Source organism: Actinomyces sp. oral taxon 180 str. F0310 (genome assembly GCF_000185285.1).
Taxonomy (GTDB): domain Bacteria; phylum Actinomycetota; class Actinomycetes; order Actinomycetales; family Actinomycetaceae; genus Pauljensenia.
Map to the genome: position 1 here is coordinate 2,209,787 of NZ_GL622194.1, position 19,719 is coordinate 2,229,505.

The window sequence follows — 19,719 nt, forward strand, 5'->3', positions numbered from 1 at the left end:
GTTCGTAGCTGGAGCCAATCCTACTCGCGTCGCGATCAGTCCAGCGTCTCCACCGCCAGTGTCTGCGTCATGATGTGCGGGTGGCCAGGCCACAGCGTGAGGGCGCGTTCGCGCACGGCTGCGGTTTCGACGCACACGAAATGCTGCCACTCGCCCTCGCCGACGTCCGCCATGGACGCCGCCGCCTGTGCCCACGGGTTCCACACGATGGTCGAGCCCGATCCGCTCTTGTCAACGATGATGCGCCTACCCAGCCTCGGGTCCACGACGTGGACCGGTTGCGTGGTCGTGTAGATGCGATCGAGGGGGCCGACGGCGGCCAGGGCGCCGCATTGAGTCCCGCGGCGCTCCTTGACCTTGTCGTCGTAGGGCGCCCCGTCAAGCCCCTCGATCGAGAGGTCTTTGACGTCGCCGACGCGCAGGTAGGTGTGCATGGCTGCCTCGATCGTGAAGGGGTGGTCGTCCTCGTTGATCAGGGTCAGGCTCAGGTGCAGCTCCGCGCCGACCACCACGTCGAGGCGAGCGCAGAAGGAGTGCGGGTAGAGGAGGGACGTTTCCCCCGTGTGGTGGCGCTCGAACGAGACGGTGGCGGGGGAGGCGTCCGCCGGCGTCGTCTGGGCCAGGAGCGACCACCGCGAGGTCCGCGCGAAGCCGTGGGCGCCGGCCCCGGCGCCCGGTGCGGCCGGTGAATCCGCGGGGCTGCCAAACCAGGGCAGGCACAGGGGGATGCCGCCGCGGATCGCGCGGGTTCCGTCCATCACGGCGCGCGAGGAGAGCCAGAGAATGTCGGAGTGCCCGGCGGGACGCCATGACAGCAGGTGGGCTCCGAAGGGGGTGACAAGGGCCGAACACGAGGGAATATCTACGCTGAGCGTGGCGACGTCTGTCATGGTCATCAGTTAACGACACCTGTAGTTGTTCAGCAAGTAGACCGCTTGGTTCGCTCCATCCTCTCCGCAGCGTGGTGGAAGTCGCAGGAAGGTGCCCGCATCGGCCCTGGGTAAGCCGATATTCTTGGGGGGAATGTGCGTGGAATCGGTCAGACGATCGAACGGTGGCGCGGCTACTGTGCCCTATCACACGCAGTAATACGTATCCATGTTTGAGGAGTCCACATATGTCCACGCGTCCTGACCTGCGAAATGTCGCCATCGTCGCACACGTCGATCATGGGAAGACCACGCTGGTTGACGCGATGCTCTGGCAGTCCGGCGCCTTCTCCGAACGTGACACCGTCGAAAAGACGGGTGAGCGCGTCATGGATTCCGGAGACCTTGAGCGGGAGAAGGGCATCACCATCCTGGCCAAGAACACGGCCGTGCACTACCGGGGTCCCGCGGCTCAGGCCCTCGGCCTCGCGGACGGCGTGACGGTCAACGTCATCGACACGCCCGGCCACGCCGACTTCGGCGGCGAGGTCGAGCGCGGCCTGTCCATGGTTGACGGCGTCGTCCTCATGGTCGACGCATCCGAGGGGCCCCTCCCGCAGACGCGCTTCGTGCTGCGCAAGGCGCTCCAGGCGCATCTGCCCGTCATCGTGGTCGTCAACAAGGTCGACCGGCCCGACTCTCGCATTGATGAGGTCGTCTCGGAGACGACGGATCTCCTCCTCTCCCTGGGTGAGGACCTCATGAACGAAGGCGTTGACATCGACGTGGACTCGCTGATGGACGTGCCGGTCGTCTACGCCTCCGCCAAGGCGGGCAAGTCCTCCCTGACCAACCCCGGCGATGGACAGGTACCCGCCGAGGATCTCGAGCCCCTGTTCGAAACCATCCTGAACCGCATCCCCGGCCCCACTTTCGATCCGGACATGCCGCTGCAGGCGCACGTGACGAACCTGGATGCCTCCCCCTTCCTGGGACGCCTCGCGCTGCTTCGAGTGCACAACGGAACCCTGAAGAAGGGGGCGGATGTGGGCCTGGCGCGTCACGACGGCTCCATCCAGCGCGTCCACATCTCGGAACTCCTGGCCACCGAGGGCCTCGAACGCGTCTCCACGGACCACGCCGACCCCGGCGATATCGTGGCTGTCGCCGGTATCGAGGACATCATGATCGGCGAGTCGTTGGTCGACCTCGAGGACCCGCGTCCGCTGCCCCTGATCACCGTCGATGATCCCGCGATCTCCATGACCATCGGTATCAACACCTCGCCCATGGCCGGCCGGGTCAAGGGCGCCAAGGTCACCGCTCGCCAGGTGAAGGACCGCCTCGACCGCGAACTGATCGGTAACGTCTCCCTCAAGGTGCTGCCGACCGAACGCCCCGACGCGTGGGAGGTCCAGGGACGAGGCGAACTCGCCCTGGCGATCCTCGTCGAACAGATGCGGCGCGAGGGCTTTGAACTCACGGTCGGCAAGCCTCAGGTCGTCACCAAGGAGATCGACGGTACCCTCAGCGAACCGATGGAGCGCATGACCATCGACATTCCCGAGGAGTTCCTCGGAGCGGTCACCCAGCTGATGGCGGCCCGCAAGGGCCGCATGGAGACCATGGCGAACCACGGATCCGGATGGATTCGACTGGAGTTCGTGGTCCCCGCCCGAGGCCTCATCGGCTTCCGTACGCGCTTCCTGACGGAAACGCGAGGCACCGGCATCGCCTCGTCCATCTCCGAGGGCTACGCCCCCTGGCAGGGAACCATCGAGCAGCGCCTCACGGGCTCCCTCGTCGCGGACCGTGCCGGACAGGCCACGCCCTACGCGATGACGAATCTGCAGGAACGCGGAACCTTCATCATCGAGCCCTCCTCGGAGGTCTACGAGGGACAGGTCGTGGGAGAAAACCCGCGCGGTGAGGACATGGACGTGAACATCTGCCGCGAGAAGAAGCAGACCAACACGCGTAGCGCCACCGCAGACGTGTATGAATCCCTGACGCCCTCCCGCAAGCTCACCCTCGAGGAATCCCTGGAGTTTGCCGCAAACGACGAGTGCGTCGAGGTCACGCCTGAGGCGGTGCGCGTGCGCAAGGTCGTCCTGGACGCGCAGGAACGTTTCAAGATCGCCGCCCGGGAGCGTCGAGCAAACCGCTGACGCGTCGCCGTTAGGGCTGCCGCGTCGGCGGGGGCGGAACGCGCTTGCCCGTCACCATCGTGCGCGCGTCCACCCGCACCACTCCGCGCCTCGTCGCGACGCTCACGTGCGTGGGCGCCACCTCCGTGGCCTCGCCCAGGGCGTCGTGCAAGCCGTCGGCCAGGCGATATCGGATCACGACCCTCTCGCCCACCCTGAATTGCATCCACGGCAGCGCGGGAATTGCGCCAGGGGAGCGTGCGGAAAATTGCGCGCCTACCCGCGGCGCGCCACTCGCGCGATTCGGCTCGATAGCGCCGCTTTCGGGCAGGTCGCGGACGCTGGGTGACTCGGGAGTGCTCATACGTGAATAATAGGATCAACGAGTCTTTGGAACTGACCAGGAGGAACGTCACATGACCTACGTCATCGCGCAGCCGTGCGTCGACGTCAAGGATCGCGCATGCGTGGACGAATGCCCCGTCGACTGCATCTACGAGGGTGAGCGCACGCTGTACATCCACCCCGAGGAATGCGTCGACTGCGGCGCCTGCGAACCCGTGTGTCCGACCGAGGCGATCTTCTACGAGGACGACCTTCCCGACGAGTGGTCCGACTACTTGCGCGCCAACGCGGACTTCTTCAACCAGCTCGGCAGCCCGGGAGGCGCCCAGAAGACCGGCGTCCAGGACTACGACGATCCCATGATCGCCGAGCTTCCTCCTCAGAATGAGGAATGGAAAGCCGAGAACATGTGACGGTCGGATAGGGTGGGGGCATGAGCCTGTTGCTACCCCGCCCCCTGGACCTACCCGAGTTCCCCTGGGATCAACTGGCCCCCGCCAAAGCGCGCGCGGCCGAGCATCCCGGGGGGCTGTGCGATCTGAGCGTCGGCACGCCCGTTGACGACACCCCCGACTTCATCCGCGAGGCCCTCGCCGACGCGGGGAACGCGCACGGCTACCCGACGGTCGTGGGCACGGACGAGGTGCGTGAGGCGATCGGCGCGTGGGCAGCTCGGCGCGGGATGGTCGACGTCGGCCCAGCCGGAGTGATTCCGACGATCGGTTCCAAGGAAGCGGTCGCGTGGATCCCCACCCTGCTCGGCGTGCGCGCCGGGGACACGGTCCTGGTTCCCGAGGTCGCATACCCCACCTACGACATCGGCGCGCGCCTGGCGGGGGCAACGCCCGTGCCCGTGGACCCCACTCGCCCGGGCACCTGGCCCGACGCCACCCTCGTGTACCTCAACTCCCCGGGCAACCCCGACGGGCACGTCATGAGCAAGGATCAGCTGCGCGACGCCATCGCGTGGGCGCGCGGCAGGGGAGCAGTCATCGTCTCGGACGAATGCTATGCGGCGCTGCCGTGGAGCGAACCCTACGTGAGCGAGGGAGTGCCTTCGCTGCTCGACGCGAACGTGTGCGACTGCGACCCCCGTGGCCTCCTGGTCCTCTACTCCCTGTCCAAGCAGTCGAATCTCGCGGGCTACCGCGCCGCGCTCATCTACGGCGACCCCGCGCTGGTTGCCCCCATCGTCACGGCGCGCAAGCACTCGGGACTGATGGTCCCCACCCCCGTCCAGCACGCCATGGCCCTCGCCCTGGGCGACACCGAGCACGTGAGCGCCCAAAGGAGCGTGTACGAGGCCCGACGCCGCCTCCTCCTGGAGGCGCTGACCCGCGCGGGGCTAGACGTTGACCCCGCTAGCGCCGCTGGACTGTACCTGTGGGTCGCCGATCCGGGCGCGCCGCAAGACTCCTGGGCGCTCGTCGACCGATTCGCGCGGCTCGGAATCCTGGTTGCGCCCGGAGACTTCTACGGCGCGGCCGCCCGCGGCCGCGTGCGCGTGGCGCTCACGGCCACGGACGAGCGGATAGCCGCCGCAGCGAAGCGCATCGCCAGCGAGTGGCAGGGGCGCTAGCCGCCTTGACGGCACTCCGGGACACGGGCAGCGCCCGTGTCCCGGCCTTTCCTCGCGGCGAAGGAGCTTAGTTGGATGCGTGCAGCGCGTCGTTGAGTTCGATGCCCACGACGCCCGCGCGGGCGATCGCCTCGATCCGCCCGGTCTGGGAGTTGCGCCGGAAGAGGATGTTGGACGCGCCCGACAGCTCACGCGCGGCCACGGTGCGCGGCTGCGAGGCCCCCGAGGAATCGATGAGGGTGACCTTGGCGCCGGCGGTCACGTACAAGCCAGCTTCGACGACGCAGTCGTCGCCCAGGGCGATTCCCAGGCCCGAGTTCGCGCCCAGCAGGCAACGCTCGCCCAGGCGGACCCGCTGCTTGCCGCCGCCGGAGAGCGTGCCCATCGTGGAGGCGCCGCCGCCCACGTCCGAGCCATCGCCGATGACGACGCCCTGCGAGACGCGGCCCTCGACCATGGAACGGCCAAGCGTCCCGGCGTTGAAGTTGACGAACCCGGCGTGCATGACGGTCGTGCCCTCGGACAGGTAGGCGCCCAGGCGCACGCGGGTTGCGTCGGCGATGCGCACACCGGAGGGGAGGACGTAGTTGACCATCGGGGGAAACTTGTCGATCCCGAGGACCGTCACGGGGCGCCCGTCGCGGGCGCGCAGTCGCATGCGCGTGGCCTCGAAGTCCGCCACGGCGCAGGGGCCGGCGTCCGTCCACACCACGTTGGGGAGCACCGCGAAGATCCCGTCGAGGTTGATCGAGTTGGGCCGCACCAGGCGGTGTGACAGCAGGTGAAGCCGCAGGTAGGCGTCCTCGGTGGTGGCGGGGACCTCGTCCAGCCTGATGGTCGTCGTGCGCACGACGGTGCGCACGCGGCGGGCCTCGTCGACGCGCTCCAGTGCGGACAGGGAGGCGGCCGCCCCCTCGTCGGATCCGGGTTCGCCCAGCTGCGGGGCGGGATACCAGGTGTCCAGTGTCGTGCCGTCCAGGGTGATCGTTGCGAGGCCGACGCCCCATGCCGTGCTCGTGTCCATGGCATCTACACTACGGGGCGCGGGCGTCGGCGGTGAGGCTCAGGGGCGCGGGGTATCCCACAGGTCGGGCCAGAAGACGCCCATCTCCGTGGCCATCGAGCGCAGCAGCGGCAAGGAGATGCCGACCACGGAATGGTAGTCGCCGGTGACCCCGTCGATAAACGGGCCGCCCAGGCCGTCGACCGTGAAGGAGCCGGCGACGCGAAGCGGCTCGCCCGTGGCCACGTACGCGTCGATCTCCGCGTCGGTGATCTGCCCGAAGTGGACCTGGGTCGAGGCGCTGCGCGTCAGGTGGGTGGCAACGGAGCGGGAGTCGCTTCCCGCTCGGTCCGACGAGAAGCGAGGGGTGAGCAGGGCGGCCGAGTGCCCTGTCCACAGCGTGGCCGTCGTGCCCCGCATGGCGCGGATGCGCTCGCGTGCGACCTCGGGGGTGTGCGGTTTGCCCTGCATCGCTCCGTTGATCTCCAGCATGGAGTCGCAGCCGACGACGAGGAGCGCGCCCGGGTCGGCATCGAAGGAGTCGGAATCGGGCGCACACAACGCGTCGCACACGTCCGCGCACTTGGCCTCGGCCAGGGCGCCCACCTCGTCCGCGGGAGTCGTGGCGGCGCCCGAGAAGGCGCGCCCGCCGGGGAGAGCCGCGAGGACAGCGTCCTCGTCAACCTGAGAGACTCTCACGATCGGAGTGATTCCCGCGGCGATGAGAGTCGCGCGGCGGGCGGGGGAGGCGGAGGCGAGAACGAGGCGCATAGGGACATTGTGGACCATGGCGTGTCGGGCGCGCAGGAGGGGTGAAAAATAGTGCAGGAATCCGGATAATCGCAGGTAAACGTGCAAATGCCTGGTGGAAAATACACGAGCCTACTACAATTGTCAGTGCATGAGGTCGCATTGACGATGTGACTTTGAAAAGTGACCTGGTATACCGTTTATCCGCTGATGTGGTGTTGAGTCAGCCCAGCGAGGAGGGATTTGCGATGGATGAGCGCGCGTCTTCGTCCCCTGCAATTCCTGATGACCTGACCGCAACAAGCTACGTTCCTCGGCTGCTCGGCGGTCATCTCACGTATTCCGCCCGCGACCTGTCGCAGGCGACCGATACGCCGATCGAACGTGTCTTCCAGTTCTGGATCGCCCTGGGCTTTCAGGCTCCCAGCGCCGACGATCCTGTCTTTTCCGCCCGTGACCTTGATGTCTTTAGCCAGTGGCACGACCTCGTCGAATCCGGTGGCATCGACACCGCGACGTCCCGTTCGCTGCTTCGCGCTAACTCTCACCTGGCGGACCGCCTGGCTCTGTGGCAGTTCGAGGCCCTCGTCGAGGACTCGATGCGCCGCCTCAACCTCGATGACACGACGGCGCGCATGTACGTGCTGGACCACATGCGAGAGTACATTGACGTCTTCCAGGAGATGTTTACCTACTCGTGGCGGCGCCAGCTTGAGGCAACCCTGTCGCGCTTCGACCGGGAGGTCTCCCAGCGTGGCCACGAGGAGCGCCACGATCGTTTCCCCCTCAATCGCTGTCTCGGATTCGTCGACATGGTGTCCTTCACCTCCTCCTCCACGATCCTCGGCGACGCGCTGGTCGGACTGATCGAACGCTTCGAAGAAGAGAGCCGCACCGCGGTCATCGAAGAGGGGGGCCGGGTCGTCAAGATGATCGGCGACGCCATCTTGTACATCGCGGATGACCTCTCGACCGGCCTGCGCGTCGTCACGGCTCTCATCGAGAGACTCAACGCTGACGACGAGATGCTTCCCGTGCGTGCCTCCTTCGTGCGCGGGGACGTCTTCTCGCGCTCCGGCGACGTGTTCGGCCCCACCGTCAATCTTGCGTCTCGCCTCGTGGACATTGCGCCCGTCGGCAAGATCCTCACCGATCCGGCGACCGCGGCGGCGGTCGCCGCGGGTAAGGGCGGGGACGGCTACGAGCTCGAGGAGTTTCCCACCGCGGACTTGCGCGGTTTCGGTCCGGTCTCGCCCTACCTGCTGTCAAGCGTGCCGAATTAGGGCAGGACCCCCACGTCGCAGCCCCATCCGACCGGGGAGCACATTCGGTCAAGAAACGTGAAAGTTTTGGTTCGGAATTGCTAAGATGTTCGCGTGACTACAGTTCTCCTCGTTGAAGACGATCCGGCCATCTCCGAGCCCCTCGCACGGGCGCTGGGCAGGGAAGGCTACGACGTGCGCGCCCACGCGACGGGTGGCCAGGCCCTGGCCGACGCGCGCGGCGTCGACCTGGTCGTCCTGGACCTCGGGCTGCCCGACATCGACGGCTTGGACGTCGCGCGCGAGCTTCGCGCCTCCGGAAACCGCGTCCCGATCCTGATCCTGACCGCACGCACGGACGAAGTCGACATGGTCGTCGGCCTCGACGCGGGCGCCGATGACTACGTGACGAAGCCCTTCCGCCTGGCCGAGCTTCTCGCCCGCGTGCGCGCCCTCCTGCGACGTCAAACATCCGAACCCGCCGAGGGTGAGCTGCGCGCGCAGGACATCCGCATGGACGTCGCCGCGCACCGAGCCTTCGCCGGAGACACGGAGCTCAGCCTGACGGCCAAGGAGTTCGACCTGCTGCGCGTCCTCCTGCGCGAGGCCGGCTCGGTCGTCGCCAGGGAGACCCTCATGCGAGAGGTGTGGGGTTCTGATCCAACCGGCTCGACCAAGACCCTCGACATGCACGTGTCCTGGCTGCGGCGCAAGCTCGGCGACGACGCCACCGACCCGCACTACATCACGACCGTGCGCGGGATGGGATTCCGCTTCGAGAGCGCGCGCTAAGGGAGGCCCGCCATGCGCGCACGCGCGGTGAGGATGATCGTCTCCGTCGTCGCCGTCGTGTGCGTGCTGATGGGTTTGCCCGGAGCGTTCTTTGCCTCGGCCTCGGTGTGGGCCTCCGAGCAGCGGAGCCTGGAGGTTCAATCGCAGCTGATCGTCCACAGCATCGACCGGCGCAGGGCCGCCGGAGAAGACACTGATGCGACGGTCCTGGCCTCGCTCGTCTCGGAGCAGGCCAAGAGCCGCGGCGGCACGCTCGCCTATCGGATCAAGATACCCGATGCGAACCTGGTGACGGGCGGGAACGCGATCTCGGGGCGAACCGTCACGGCCGTTGCATCCTCGCCCAGCGGCGTCTCCGTCCAGCTGACCTCCTCCGCCTCGGGTGCCCTTCGTCGAATCGCGTGGGTGTGTGCCCTCTTCGGCGGTGGAATGGCGCTGTCAACGGCGATTGGCTGGCTGATGGCGCGCTCGCTCTCGCGTGACCTCTCCGCCCCCCTCATCTACCTGGCGGCCCAGGCCGAACAGATCGGCTCCGGCGGCGTTCGGGCTCGGATGGAAAGCTCGGGCATCGAAGAGATCGATCTTGTCTCCGAGGAACTGGCGCGCACCGGTGAACGCATGGCCGGACGCCTGGCCGCCGAACGCCAAGCGGCTGCCGACGCCTCCCACCAGCTGCGGACCCCCCTCACCGCCCTGTCGATGCGCCTGGAGGAGATCGAGTTGATCTCCTCGGAGGAGGACGTGCGCGCGGAAGCCCGCACGTGCCTGGAACAGGTTGAGCGCATGACCAACGTCGTCACCGAGCTCCTGGACGTGTCCAAGCGGAGCAGCGGACAGACCGAGGCGATCCACATCCTCGAGGTCTTCAACACCGCACGCGAGGAGTGGGAGGATCAATTCGAGGCTGCGGGCAGGTCCCTCATCTTCCTCGACGAGGCCGAGCGACCGATCCTGGCCGACGCGGGCAAGCTCGGACAGGTTCTGGCGACACTCATCGAGAACTCCCTGAGATACGGCGACGGGGCGACCCACGTGTGGGCGCACGCCGGATCATCCAAGCGCGGCGTGGTCATCGAGGTCAGCGACGAGGGAGAAGGCATCGACGAGAGCCTCGCCCCCGACATCTTTGAAAAAGGCGTGTCCGGCCACGGGTCGACGGGCATCGGCCTGGCCCTCGCGCACGACCTGGCTCAGGCGATGGGCGGACGCCTGGAGCTCAAGACACGCCGTCCCCCCGTCTTCACGGTCTCCGTCGCCGCGATCCCCGCCTCCCTGGATCCCGACCGCGTCATGCCCGAGGGCCCCCTCATGTCGATGGGACGCAGGTCGCGCCGCTTCTAGCTCAGCGGTAGATTGGTCCCGTGACACGCGCGATATCGACACCCGTAACCGTTGCCGTCATCGGCGGGGGACAGCTGGCACGCATGATGCAGGAGAGTGCGATAGCGCTCGGAATAAACCTGAGGGCACTCGTTGAGGCTGAGGACGGGTCGACCGGCCAGGTCACCGTCGACAAGTCCGTCGGTGAGCCCGGCTCGTGGGAGGCCGTCGCCGCCCTCATCGAGGGGGCCGACGTCCTGACCTTCGAGCACGAGCACGTCCCGGACCCCGTCCTTCGTCAGGCCTCTCGTCGCGTGAGCGTCCAACCGCCCGCCGATGCGCTCTGCTACGCCCAGGACAAGCTCGCGATGCGCGAGCGCCTGGGTGCGATGGGCGTGCCCTGTCCCGCGTGGGCCCGTGTCGACGACGAGGCGGCCCTCGAGGAATTCGGCGCGCGAGTCGGCTGGCCGCTCGTCGTCAAGACCCCCAGGGGCGGGTACGACGGGCACGGAGTTGCCGTCGCCCACGCCAGCTCGGACGTGGCCTCCTGGTGGGGACACGGCCCCCTCCTGGCCGAGGCCTGGGTGCCGTTCCGCTGCGAGGTCGCGGCCCTGCTTGCCCGAACGCCCTCGGGGAGAATCGAATCCTGGCCCGTGGCTTCGACGGTCCAACGAGGCGGCGTGTGCTCGGAGGTCACCGCCCCCGCCGTGGGAATCCGCCCGGAGACCGCCTGCGAGGCGCGCCGCATCGGAGAAACCATCGCCTCGGAACTGGGAGTCACGGGTGTCCTCGCCGTTGAGATGTTCGTCGTTGGCGAGGGCGCCGACGAGCGCATCCTGGTCAACGAGCTGGCAATGCGTCCCCACAACACGGGTCACTGGACGATCGACGGAGCGGTAACCAGCCAGTTTGAACAGCACCTGCGCGCGGTGCTCGACCTGCCCCTGGGGTCCGGTGAGATGCGCGACCCGGCTACCCACGCGGTCATGGTCAACCTGCTCGGTTCGCGCTCCGACCAGCCGACGCGTGCCCTCGCCGACGCCCTGCGCGCCGGAGGAGAGCGAGCCAAGGTGCACCTGTACGGCAAGGAGGTGCGTCCGGGACGCAAGCTCGGCCACGTGACGGTCGTCGATGCGGACCCGGCGACCGCACTCGCCTGCGCCCGCGCGTGCGTCGAGGCGCTGCGCGGCGGCCCGGATTCCACCGACCTGCCGTAGCGCGCGCCGCCCGCAGGCTCCTCACAACCAGGAAAGGATCACGCATGAACGCCACCCTCGATATTCAGCTGACCGCGACGGGGGACAGGCCCCTCGTCGGGGTTGTTATGGGCTCGGATTCGGACTGGCCGACGATGGAAGCGGCGGTGAGCGCGCTCGCCGAGTTCGGCATCGCCTGCGAGGTTGGAGTCGTGTCGGCCCATCGCATGCCCGAGGACATGGTCACCTACGGTAGGAGCGCGGCCCAGCGCGGCCTGCGTGTCATCATCGCGGGCGCCGGCGGCGCGGCGCACCTGCCCGGAATGCTCGCTGCGCTCACCGAGCTTCCCGTGATCGGCGTTCCCGTTCCCCTCGCGCATCTTGATGGCGTCGACTCCCTGCACTCCATCGTTCAGATGCCCGCGGGCGTGCCCGTCGCAACGGTGTCGATCGCGGGCGCCAGAAACGCTGGCCTGCTGGCCGCGCGCATCCTCGGCGCGGGTGAGGGCGAGGATGCCGAGAGGCTACGCGCGACGATGCGGCGCTTCCAGTCACGCCTGCGCGAGGTTGCCGCCGAGAAGGGGGCCGCCTTGGTTGAACGGGTCGCTGAATCGAACGAGCAGCCCTCGGGGACGCTCTTTGGCGGGGTAGCCGCGGGTGGGACGCGCGGCGTATCCTGATGGCATGAGTATTCTCGTTTGTGGCGGCGCCGGCTACATCGGCGCACACGTTGTCCGCCTCCTGCGTCAGCGCGGGGACCATGTCGTCGTCGTTGATGACCTGTCCAGCGGTAAGGCCTCGCGTGTCGGCGACGCGACGCTGGTCCGCCTTGACGTCACGACCGACGAGGCGCGCTCGGCGCTGTCCACCCTCATGGTGGACGAGGACGTCACGGCAGTCATTCACTTCTCCGCACGCAAGCAGGTCGGAGAATCCGTGCAACGCCCGGCCTGGTACTACCAGCAGAACGTCGGCGGAATGGCCAACGTCCTGCTTGCCATGGAGGACGCGGGGGTCGACCAGATGATCTTCTCCTCGTCCGCGGCGGTCTACGGCATGCCGGACGTACCGTTTGTCACCGAAGATATGGGTGGGCACCCCATCAACCCCTACGGCGAAACGAAACTGATCGGCGAGTGGATGATGGCCGACTGCGAACGGGCGTGGGACCTGAAGTGGATTGGCCTGCGCTACTTCAACGTTGCCGGAGCCGGCTGGCCCGACCTGGCCGACGACGCGATCATGAATCTGATCCCGATGGTCCTCGACCGGATCGAGCGCGGGGACAGCGCGAAGATCTTCGGCGACGACTATGACACCGAAGACGGCACCTGCGTGCGCGACTACATCCACGTCCTGGACCTGGCGGAGGCGCACATCGCTGCCCTCGACGTTCTCGCGGAAGGACGCCAGCCCGACCACCACACCTACAACGTGGGCACCGGCCTGGGGACCTCCGTCCGAGAGATTATCGATGGCCTGCGCCGCGTGATCGGATGGGAGTTCCCCGTCGAGGTCCTCCAGCGGCGCGCCGGGGATCCCCCGACGCTCATCGGCGATCCCCTCTCCATCGGCGTCGACCTGGGGTGGAAGGCCAACAACGGGGTTGAGGAGATCCTCGCCTCCGCGTGGGAAGGCTGGCAGGCTGGACCCCGCCCCATCACCGTCCCCGGCGCCTGAGGCGCTCCTCGACACGCGAGCAGGCCCCGGCCTCGTGCCCAAACACGGGTAGCGAGGCCGGGGCCTGCGTCTCGGGCGCGTCAGGCGAGAACTCCTAGTAGCCGTCCACCTGGTTCAGGTCGGAGGAAGTCAAGGTCCCCGAGCGCAGCTTGGCGAAGAAGTCGTCGGCGGTCGTGTCACGCAGGAGCACCGCGGAGGCGCCCGCGCTCGTCGTGTAGTCGAGGGACTCGATCGGAGGCACCCCCATCATCTGATCGGAGGAAGCCGAGCGCAGGGCCATCACCAGGGAAGCAACGGTCAGGACGGAGGAGTCCTCGTCAACCGTGAACGATGAGGACCCCGCGCGCTCCACGCGCAGGGTCTTCGCGGGATTGACGAGGGTCGAGGGGGAGACGGTGGAGGCAATAACCTTTGAGATCACCTGACGCTGACGCTTGGTGCGGCCGATGTCGCCCTCCGGATCCTGGTAGCGCATGCGCGAGAACTGCAGGGCAGTCTTTCCGTCGGCCTTGTGACATCCGGCGCTCCAATTGAGCCCCGAGTACGGGTCGTTCGCGTCGTTGTCGTAGCACAGCTCCACGCCGCCGACGGCGTCCACCATGTCGGGCACCGCGGCCATGCCGATCTGCACGAAGTGGTCGACGGTCAGGCCCGTCAGTTTCTCCACCGTCTCGACGAGGAGCTGAGGCCCGCCGTAGGCGTAGGAGGCGTTGATCTTATCCCACCCCACGCCCGGGATCTGCGCATAGGTGTCCCTGGGGATCGACAGGGCGACGGCCTGGCCGTTCGGGGCCACGTTGACGAGCATGATCGAGTCGGCACGCTCGGACTCGTTGAACCCATCCTGAACGGCGCCGTCGGCCCGCGAGTCGGATCCGGCCAGAAGGTAGGTCGTTCCCGCCGTGTCCGCGGCCCCCGACAGGGCGCTCACCCGCCCCACGTTCGCGTTCGCGTCCCACAGGAGGAATCCGCCCCACCCCAGGAGAACCACCAGGAAGAAGCACAGGGTCTTTAGGATCGGGTGACGGCGCTTGCTCCGAGGCATCGCCGGGGCGGGCGGTGCGACTGCGGGGGTCGTTGGGGCGATGCGGATCTGGCGCTGTCCGCCCTGCGAGCGCGCGTACGTCCCCGACCCCGTTCCCGGCGCGTAGGAGGGGGGATTCGACGCCGCCGGGCGGAAGGACGGGGGCGCCTGCTCGGGCGCCGGGCGGCGCGGGAACATCGACGCGGTCCCGCGCGTGGGCTGGTCCAGGGTGCGGGGCATCAGCGGGCGCGAGGCGTCGGCCTCCTCCTCGGAGATTCTCCACATCTGGGGTGCGATTGCCTCGGGTGGGGGAGTGGGCGCACCCCCGCGCGCCTGTTCCCCGACGACGTGAGCGTCATCGGAACCGGGGCGGCGCCGCTTCGGGTCGGGCGTGAACGAGGGGGGAGTGCTCATTTGTCCTTCGGCGGGCAGGAAGCCACGGTCTGCTGGGCCGCAGCCTCGTTCGCCGCGTTGTTGTCGACGGAGACGGACTGCTCGGTGTTGTCCGTGCTTCCCTCCTCGGTGCTCGGGGTCGAGGGATTGTTGTCCTGCTCGGAGGGAGCGGCAGAACTCTGCGGGGCAGCGTTCGGATCCGGGACGACGAGCTGTGCGCCGTTTCCATCCGTGTACGTGGTGCCCACGGGGAGGGCCTGATCGCGCTGCAGGGCGTTCCACACGTTGCGGGCCATCGGCTCCGATGCGATGCGCCGATTCGGATCCCACGAGGGTTCCTCGACGGGCATGGTGACGAACTGGATGTTCGCGCGGTCGGCCTTGGACAAGACGTTGACGAGCAGCGCGGCGTCGGCGGTCGCGTCGCCCAGGTTGGGGGAGACCTTGACCGCCCTGATCGCCGCCTGCAGGAAGTTGATGAGCGCGCCGGGGTCGGTCACGTAGTTCTTGGACTGCAGCTCACGCACCATCGCGGAAATCAGCTGCTGCTGACGCCCGATGCGCGAGATGTCCGACCCATCCCCCTGGCCCTTGCGCGAACGCATGTAGGCCAGCGAGTGCGTTCCGTCCAGCTTGTAGCAGCCGACGTCGATGTAGAGCTGGGCCTCCTCGTCATCAATGCGGTGGGGGATGTTGAACCACACGCCCCCCAGCGCGTCGATCATGTCGATGAAGCCCGCGAAGTTAACGATCATGAACGCGTCGATCGTCATCCCCGACATGTTCTCCACCGTCGACTTCACGCACGCGATTCCGGGAACCAGGTCCTCCTCCGAGTTACCGCCATTCGCGCCGTAGAACATGGCGTTGTTGAACATCTCGCCGCTGGTTGCGTCGCTGAGGGTGCCGTCGCGGTGCTTGCATTCGGGGATGTCGACGAGGGTGTCGCGGGGAATGGAAACGATCTGCACGCGGGAGCGGTCGGCGCTGACGTGAATGACCATCGTCGAGTCGTTACGCACGCCCGGGACGTCGTCCTGGTCGCCCGCGCCCACGTCGCCGCTGGCGCCGTAGCGAGAGTCCGTTCCCACCACGAGGATGTTGACGGCACGCCCCTCGAAGGAGTCGGGGGTCTGCTTCTGCGTGCCGGTCGTGTACGCGTCGATGTCGACGACCTGGTCGGCGAATTGCGAGCTGAGGTTGGCGTAGACGAAACCGGCCGTGGACACGACGAAGAGCACGCCGCTCAGCAGGATGGCGAGTGCGCTGCGCAGGAGGCCGAAGCGCCCGTAGTTGATGGCCGAGTGCTGGATCGGCCGCGGAATCACGTTACTCATTGGTTGTAACCATATCGTTATCTGGCTTGTTTGTCGGGGAAGCGGGGCCGGAAGCGGCGCGTTCCACTTCCTGCGTGCCGTCGTTCGACGGGGGTGCCGGGGCCTCGCGTGCCCCGTGATCGCGGGGAGGAAGCACGTGCGCGAGGGCCAGGGCGCGAGCGAGGCGCGCCATGCGTGCTTCGGCCCGAGCCTCGCGTCGGTAGGCGGTGATCATCTGGGCGATCGAGGCGAGGACGAGACCGTAGACGATCAGGTTGACGCCTCGCTCAACGCCGATTGCGTGGGCAACCGTGTTCGCCAGCGACGGAACGAGGATCGCGACGATGGCGGCGGTGACCAGCAGACCGATGCCCAGGCGACGCAGCGCCAGCGACGATGCCGAGGTCACGGGGCGCATGAGCCACCACGCGCTCGCCGCGAGGGCCAGGAGCAGGAGGACACGTATAGCCAGGTATGCGCTCACTGTCCCCCCAGTGCCAGGTCGACGACGATGTTGATCGAGTTCAACAGAGGCTGGCCCTTGCCTCGCGAATACTCGGTGTACGAAATCGTCACCGGATGCTCGGCGCCGGGAAGCCCGCTGCTCGCCAGCTGCGAGATGATCTGGGACGCGTGCGCCATGCGCGCGTGCGTCAGGTGGACGTGCCCAAGGGCATCGGCGCGAATCACCCGAAGCCCGTTGTGCGTGTCGGTGAGGGCCAAGCCCGTGCGCGCCCGGGCAATGAACGCTCCGAGACGCAGCATCGCCCGCTTCGCCGCGCCGACGCGGGCTCGTTTTCCGTCCAGGAAACGCGAGCCCAGCACGAAGGCCAGGTCCTCCTCGCGTGCCCGGTCCACCATGGCCGCGGCGTCGGCGGGATCGTGCTGGCCGTCCGCGTCGAAGGTCACCACGTAACGCGCGCCGCGAGCGAGCGCCGCCTCGAAGCCGGTCTGCAGGGCGGCTCCCTGCCCCAGATTCAACGGGTGCGACGCGGTGAAGGCCCCCGCTTCCCTGGCGAGCGCCACAGTATCGTCGCTCGAGGCGTCGTCCACGACGAGAACGTGAGGGAAAAACGTGCGCACGGCCGCGACGACGCCCCCGATGACGGGCGCCTCGTTGAACGCGGGGATGACGACCCACGTGTCGGAGCGATGCTGCATTCGACCAGTGTCGCACATCGGGACCAGCGCGCGCCTATAGTGTTGCTCAGCGGGCGGCCAACGCGCGCCGGGGGCACGCCGGTGCTCCAGCGAAACCCAGGGGGAAACCGTGATCGAAGCCAGTGCCGACGTCTCGCCGAGCGCGCAGATCGCCGGCAGCGCCCGCGTGTGGCACCTTGCCCAGGTGCGCGAGGGAGCCCAGATCGGGGAGGAAACCATCGTCGGGCGCGGCGCCTACATCGGCGAGGGTGTGCGCGTCGGCGCGCGCTGCAAGATCCAGAACTACGCGCTCATCTATGAACCCGCCTCGCTGGCCGACGGCGTTTTTGTGGGGCCCGCAGCGGTCTTCACGAATGATCACAGCCCCCGCGCAGTCACGCCGCAGGGCGCCCTGAAGACGACCGCGGACTGGGAACCCGTCGGCGTGAGCGTCGGGCGCGGAGCGTCGATCGGAGCGCGCGCCGTGTGCGTGGCCCCGGTGCGCATCGGCGCCTGGGCAATGGTCGGCGCTGGAGCGGTCGTCACTGGTGACGTCGCGCCCTATGCCCTCGTCGTGGGAGTGCCGGCTCGCCGCGTCGGCTGGGTCGGGGAGGCGGGCGTGCCCCTCGTGCGCCCCACCCGCGCGACAGGAGGCCGAGGGGACGACGAGGCCGCCGACGAGGAGTGGGTGTGCCCGGCGACACGAGCGCGCTACGTCGAGCGCGAGGGAAAGCTCACCCCCCTGGGTGAGGCGGCCACGGCGCCGACCGGCCGGGGGAACGAGCGGGATAAGGAGAAGCAGTGACACCATCTTTCATTCCGCCGGCCCGCCCCCTCATCGGGGAGGAGGAGATCAGCGCGGTCGCACGCGTCATGCGCACCGGGATGATCGCGCAGGGGCCCCAGGTCGAGGCGTTCGAAGAGGAATTCGCCCGCCAGATCGTGCCGGGAACGCGAGCGATCGCCCTCAACTCCGGGACCTCCGCCCTGCACCTGGGGCTGCTGGCGGCCGGGATCGGCCCGGGAGACGAAGTGATCGTCCCCTCCTTCACGTTCGCAGCGACGGCCAACGCGGTTGCCATCACGGGGGCAACCCCCGTGTTCGCGGACATCGATCCGCGCACCTTCACGCTCTCACCCGCCTCGGTCTCCTCCGCCGTCAGCGCCCGCACCAGGGCCATCATGCCGGTTCACCTCTACGGTCACCCCGCGGCCCTCGACACCCTCGACGCGATCGCCCGCGAGCGAGGCCTCCTGCTCTTCGAGGACGCAGCGCAGGCCCACGGGGCGAGCCTGCACGGGCGGCCGGTCGGCTCCTTCGGCACCTTCGCCGCCTTCTCCTTCTACCCGACCAAGAACATGACCAGCGGCGAGGGAGGGATGGTCACCAGCCGCGACCCCGCCCTCGTCCGGTGGGTGCGCCTGGCGCGCAACCAGGGGATGGAAAAGCGCTACGAGAACGAGATCGTCGGTCTCAATAACCGCATGACCGACATTCACGCCGCCATCGGTCGCGTCCAGCTGACCAAGATTGACGCCTGGACCGCCGAACGCCAGAGCAACGCCGCCTACCTCAGCGCCCACCTGCGCGGGGTCACCGTCCCGCACGTGGCACCCGGCGCCACCCACGTCTTCCACCAGTACACGATCCGCGTCCCGCAGGACCGGGATGGTTTCGCGCGTGCCCTGCGTGAGGAGTATGGAATCGGCTCCGGCGTCTACTACCCGATCCCCGCCCACGAGCTCGCCTCCCTGGCGCGCTTCGCCCCCGACACGGACCTTCCCGCCACGCGAGCGGCCGCCGCCGAGGTCCTCTCCCTCCCCGTCTACCCCTCGCTCACCCGCGGCGACCTGGACCGCATCGTCGAGGCCGTCAACGCGCTCGCGGAAGCGGGTGCCTGACGTGGGGGGTATTCGCCTGGGGATCCTGGGCCTGGGCTCGATGGGGCGCCACCACGTGCGCAACGCCCGCGCGACCGACGGCGTCGACCTGGTGGCGCTCGCCGATCCGGGCGGCGACCGTTTCGGCGTCGCCGGGGACCTGCCCGTCAGAAGGGGCGTGCGCGAGCTGATCGACGCGGGCATCGACGCCGCGATCGTGGCGACGCCGACCGCGCTCCACGAGGAGGCCGCCCTCGCCCTCGCCGAGGCCGGGGTGCATGCCCTCATCGAGAAACCGCTCGCCGCGAGCGTGGAGGAAGGGACACGCATCCGCGACGCATTCGCGGCCGCGTCGCTGGTTGGCGCGGTGGGCTACGTGGAGCGCTGCAATCCGGCGCTCATCGACATGCGCGCCAGGATCGCCTCGGGCCAGCTCGGCGAGATCGAACAGATTGTGACCCGCCGACAGTCCCCCTTCCCCGCGCGCATCAGCGACGTGGGCGTCGTCAAGGACCTCGCCACCCACGACGTCGACCTCGCCGCCTGGGTCGCCGACGCCTCCTACGAGAGCATCTACGCGCGCACCTCGAGGCGATCGGGTCGCCCCCACGAGGACATGATGGTCGCCTCCGGGGTGCTTACCGGCGGGATCCTCGTCAATCACCTGGTCAACTGGCTGACCCCCTACAAGGACCGCACGACGATCGTGACGGGTGAGCGAGGCGCGCTCGTGGCGGACACGGCGATGGGGGACCTGACCTTCTACGAGAACGGTCACGCGCCCCTGCAGTGGGACGCGATCGCGGCCTTCCGGGGGGTGAGCGAAGGGCAGGTTGTGCGCTACGCGCTGACGAAACGCGAACCGCTCGCCCTCGAACACGAGCGATTCCGAGACGCGATCACCGGCGCCGGAGGCGAACACGTCACCATGGACGAGGCCCTCGACAATCTGCGCGTCATCGAGGCAATCCTGGCCTCGGCGGCCAGCGGGCGAGCAATCGACATGACAGGTCGACCCTGAC

The 19,719-nt window shown here is 68.2% G+C and carries 20 protein-coding genes; 12 read left to right on the forward strand and 8 right to left on the reverse strand.

Annotation, left to right across the window (positions count from 1 at the left end; all coding sequences use genetic code 11):
• Positions 1-35 precede the first annotated feature (35 nt).
• A complete protein-coding gene (locus HMPREF9006_RS09440; protein WP_034231699.1) occupies positions 36-890 on the reverse strand; it encodes a D-hexose-6-phosphate mutarotase in 855 nt (284 codons plus the stop codon).
• 227 nt (positions 891-1,117) lie between these two features.
• On the opposite strand from HMPREF9006_RS09440, the gene typA reads away from it, so the two are divergent.
• Complete coding sequence (gene typA / locus HMPREF9006_RS09445) at positions 1,118-3,037, forward strand: translational GTPase TypA (protein WP_009213374.1); 1,920 nt, start codon at positions 1,118-1,120, stop codon at positions 3,035-3,037.
• Between the two features lie 10 nt (positions 3,038-3,047).
• Here the strand turns inward: typA and HMPREF9006_RS09450 are convergent, their stop codons facing one another.
• Positions 3,048-3,380 (reverse strand): putative acetyltransferase, encoded by a 333-nt coding sequence (locus tag HMPREF9006_RS09450; protein ID WP_034231702.1) that lies wholly within the window; start codon positions 3,378-3,380, stop codon positions 3,048-3,050.
• Between the two features lie 52 nt (positions 3,381-3,432).
• Here HMPREF9006_RS09450 and fdxA point away from each other — a divergent pair, with 52 nt between their 5' ends.
• The gene (gene fdxA / locus HMPREF9006_RS09455; RefSeq protein ID WP_009213376.1) at positions 3,433-3,774 is read left to right on the forward strand and encodes a ferredoxin; all 342 of its coding nucleotides are present in this window, start codon (positions 3,433-3,435) and stop codon (positions 3,772-3,774) included.
• Between the two features lie 20 nt (positions 3,775-3,794).
• A complete protein-coding gene (gene dapC, locus HMPREF9006_RS09460; protein WP_009213377.1) occupies positions 3,795-4,940 on the forward strand; it encodes a succinyldiaminopimelate transaminase in 1,146 nt (381 codons plus the stop codon).
• Positions 4,941-5,007: 67 nt separating this feature from the next.
• Here dapC and dapD read toward each other — a convergent pair whose 3' ends face one another.
• A complete protein-coding gene (gene dapD, locus HMPREF9006_RS09465; RefSeq protein ID WP_009213378.1) occupies positions 5,008-5,964 on the reverse strand; it encodes a 2,3,4,5-tetrahydropyridine-2,6-dicarboxylate N-succinyltransferase in 957 nt (318 codons plus the stop codon).
• A 39-nt stretch (positions 5,965-6,003) separates the two neighbouring features.
• Entirely contained in the window at positions 6,004-6,714 is a 711-nt protein-coding gene (locus HMPREF9006_RS09470) for a Maf family protein (protein ID WP_034231706.1), read from the reverse strand.
• 227 nt (positions 6,715-6,941) lie between these two features.
• Between HMPREF9006_RS09470 and HMPREF9006_RS09475 the strand changes: the two genes are divergently transcribed.
• From HMPREF9006_RS09475 to galE, 6 genes are all read left to right on the forward strand, one after another.
• Positions 6,942-7,976 (forward strand): adenylate/guanylate cyclase domain-containing protein, encoded by a 1,035-nt coding sequence (locus HMPREF9006_RS09475; RefSeq protein ID WP_034231722.1) that lies wholly within the window; start codon positions 6,942-6,944, stop codon positions 7,974-7,976.
• 93 nt (positions 7,977-8,069) lie between these two features.
• Positions 8,070-8,747, forward strand: a complete 678-nt coding sequence (locus tag HMPREF9006_RS09480) for a response regulator transcription factor (RefSeq protein WP_009213381.1) — start codon at positions 8,070-8,072, stop codon at positions 8,745-8,747.
• 12 nt (positions 8,748-8,759) lie between these two features.
• A complete protein-coding gene (locus HMPREF9006_RS09485; RefSeq protein ID WP_009213382.1) occupies positions 8,760-10,088 on the forward strand; it encodes a sensor histidine kinase in 1,329 nt (442 codons plus the stop codon).
• A 32-nt stretch (positions 10,089-10,120) separates the two neighbouring features.
• Positions 10,121-11,284 (forward strand): 5-(carboxyamino)imidazole ribonucleotide synthase, encoded by a 1,164-nt coding sequence (locus HMPREF9006_RS09490; RefSeq protein WP_034232415.1) that lies wholly within the window; start codon positions 10,121-10,123, stop codon positions 11,282-11,284.
• Between the two features lie 44 nt (positions 11,285-11,328).
• Positions 11,329-11,943: a 5-(carboxyamino)imidazole ribonucleotide mutase gene (gene purE / locus HMPREF9006_RS09495; protein ID WP_009213384.1), complete on the forward strand. Its 615-nt coding sequence runs from the start codon at positions 11,329-11,331 to the stop codon at positions 11,941-11,943.
• A gap of 4 nt (positions 11,944-11,947) precedes the next feature.
• Positions 11,948-12,943, forward strand: coding sequence for a UDP-glucose 4-epimerase GalE (gene galE / locus HMPREF9006_RS09500; protein WP_034231725.1), 996 nt, complete (start codon positions 11,948-11,950; stop codon positions 12,941-12,943).
• Between the two features lie 94 nt (positions 12,944-13,037).
• Here the strand turns inward: galE and HMPREF9006_RS09505 are convergent, their stop codons facing one another.
• Genes HMPREF9006_RS09505 through HMPREF9006_RS09520 form a run of 4 tightly spaced genes read right to left on the reverse strand, consistent with a single transcriptional unit; the run spans position 13,038 to position 16,837 of the window.
• Entirely contained in the window at positions 13,038-14,381 is a 1,344-nt protein-coding gene (locus HMPREF9006_RS09505) for an LCP family protein (protein ID WP_009213386.1), read from the reverse strand.
• The gene (locus tag HMPREF9006_RS09510) at positions 14,378-15,697 is read right to left on the reverse strand and encodes an LCP family protein (protein ID WP_009213387.1); all 1,320 of its coding nucleotides are present in this window, start codon (positions 15,695-15,697) and stop codon (positions 14,378-14,380) included. The genes HMPREF9006_RS09505 and HMPREF9006_RS09510 overlap by 4 nt, the downstream gene beginning before the upstream one ends.
• Complete coding sequence (locus HMPREF9006_RS09515; protein ID WP_009213388.1) at positions 15,690-16,160, reverse strand: DUF2304 domain-containing protein; 471 nt, start codon at positions 16,158-16,160, stop codon at positions 15,690-15,692. Before HMPREF9006_RS09515 ends, HMPREF9006_RS09510 begins: the two co-directional genes overlap by 8 nt.
• Complete coding sequence (locus HMPREF9006_RS09520; protein ID WP_009213389.1) at positions 16,157-16,837, reverse strand: glycosyltransferase family 2 protein; 681 nt, start codon at positions 16,835-16,837, stop codon at positions 16,157-16,159. The genes HMPREF9006_RS09515 and HMPREF9006_RS09520 overlap by 4 nt, the downstream gene beginning before the upstream one ends.
• A gap of 109 nt (positions 16,838-16,946) precedes the next feature.
• Between HMPREF9006_RS09520 and HMPREF9006_RS09525 the strand changes: the two genes are divergently transcribed.
• Genes HMPREF9006_RS09525 through HMPREF9006_RS09535 form a run of 3 tightly spaced genes read left to right on the forward strand, consistent with a single transcriptional unit; the run spans position 16,947 to position 19,718 of the window.
• Positions 16,947-17,621 carry an acyltransferase gene (locus HMPREF9006_RS09525; protein WP_009213390.1) on the forward strand — a complete coding sequence of 225 codons (675 nt, stop codon included), beginning with the start codon at positions 16,947-16,949 and terminating at the stop codon, positions 17,619-17,621.
• Positions 17,618-18,718 (forward strand): DegT/DnrJ/EryC1/StrS family aminotransferase, encoded by a 1,101-nt coding sequence (locus tag HMPREF9006_RS09530; RefSeq protein WP_009213391.1) that lies wholly within the window; start codon positions 17,618-17,620, stop codon positions 18,716-18,718. The genes HMPREF9006_RS09525 and HMPREF9006_RS09530 overlap by 4 nt, the downstream gene beginning before the upstream one ends.
• Positions 18,711-19,718, forward strand: a complete 1,008-nt coding sequence (locus HMPREF9006_RS09535; RefSeq protein ID WP_009213392.1) for a Gfo/Idh/MocA family protein — start codon at positions 18,711-18,713, stop codon at positions 19,716-19,718. Before HMPREF9006_RS09530 ends, HMPREF9006_RS09535 begins: the two co-directional genes overlap by 8 nt.
• Position 19,719: the final 1 nt, after the last annotated feature.